Below are 1,529 nucleotides of genomic sequence, written 5' to 3' on the forward strand. Positions count from 1 at the left end.
GAACCGTATCGCCGAGATGAACAACTGCGAGCTGTCTTTTGCCACGATTGCTACTGTCAACGGCCAGACCCTGCATAACCACTATCACGGCAACCGGGTGCAACCGGGAGACCTCTTCTTGATTGATGCCGGCGCCGAGCTGCCTTCGGGTTACTGTGGTGACATGTCGTCTACCGTGCCGGCGGACAAGACTTTTACTCCACGCCAGCGTGCCGTTTACGAAATCCAGAACGCCATGCATCTGGAGTCTGTTAAAGCGCTTCGCCCGGGCATTCCCTATATGAAGGTGTACGAGCTTTCCGCCCAAGTGATGGTGGAGGGGCTGAAAGAGCTGGGATTGATGAAGGGCAATGCCGAAGATGCCGTGCGCGAAGGGGCGCATGCCTTGTTTTATCCCCATGGACTGGGCCATATGATGGGGTTGGATGTGCACGATATGGAGAACCTGGGTGAGCTCTGGGTAGGCTATGACGGTCAGCCCAAGAGTACGCAGTTCGGCCGCAAGAGCCAGCGTCTTGCCATCCCTCTGGAACCGGGCTTTGTGCATACGGTTGAGCCGGGCATCTACTTCATCCCCGAGCTGATTGACTTATGGAAAGGAGAGAAGAAGTTCATGGACTTCATCAACTACGATAAGGTGGAAGAATACCGCAATTTCGGCGGCATCCGTAATGAGGAGGATTATCTGATTACCGAAACGGGAGCACGTCGCTTGGGCAAGAAAATTCCACTGACACCGGAAGAGGTGGAAGCGTTGCGTTGACAACCACATCCTTAATATACACAGAGAGCCGTTTGTCCCGATAATGCCGGTGGCAAGCGGCTCTCAAATTTAGGGGTCATACAGATTGTATTATGTATGGTTTATGCGTGCAGTTCCAGTACGAACCGTGCTCCCTTGTTGTAGCTGCTGTCTAGTGTCAAGCTGCCGTTCATCTTGGTGGCAATCAGTGAGCAGATGGGAAGTCCCAGACCGTCGCCTTGTGTCAGGTCTTTCACTTCGGTGAAGGGCTTGAAGATGTTTTCGCGCTGCTCTTCGGGAATGCCGCAACCGGTGTCGCTGATGATGAACTGGTGGGTGTGCGCACCGCGTTTCTTGAAGTCCAGCCATATTTTTCCTCCAGCAGGGGTGTACTCGGCGGCGTTTTCCAACAAATGCAGCAAGACGCGTTCCAGTTGCTCAGGGTTGATTTTCACATTCAATTTGGGGGCATTCACGGTCAGGGTGACATCTTCTTGTGTCATTCCTTTGATTTTGTCCATGATGCCTTCACAGAAAGTGGAGATATTCTTCTCCTGCACTTCGTAGGGTTCGGACAAGGTGGTTTCCAATTCGGACAGTTCCTGGATATGGTTGGAGAATGCATGCAGGGCTTTTACGCCCGGCAGTGAGGCGTCGAGCGTGTCCAGTGTCGGTTCCATTTGGGCGGAAATGTTCTGGATAAATTTGGTTTTCAGCTCATTGTGCTCATTGGCAATGCTGATGGCCTTCTTCTGTTTACGGGTGAGGATGATGAAACGCAGCAATA

General features: G+C 52.4%; 2 protein-coding genes. One reads left to right on the forward strand and one right to left on the reverse strand.

Annotated features, from left to right (window positions below):
• Window positions 1–763: M24 family metallopeptidase (locus tag RDO88_RS13505; protein WP_307759849.1), on the forward strand; the 763-nt coding region annotated here is incomplete at its 5' end.
• A gap of 101 nt (window positions 764–864) precedes the next feature.
• Here the strand turns inward: RDO88_RS13505 and RDO88_RS13510 are convergent.
• On the reverse strand, window positions 865–1,529 hold a 665-nt coding region (locus RDO88_RS13510), incomplete at its 5' end, for an ATP-binding protein (RefSeq protein ID WP_307759850.1).

Origin of the sequence: uncultured Mediterranea sp. (assembly GCF_902493215.1) — a bacterium.
In the GTDB taxonomy this organism is placed as follows: domain Bacteria; phylum Bacteroidota; class Bacteroidia; order Bacteroidales; family Bacteroidaceae; genus Bacteroides.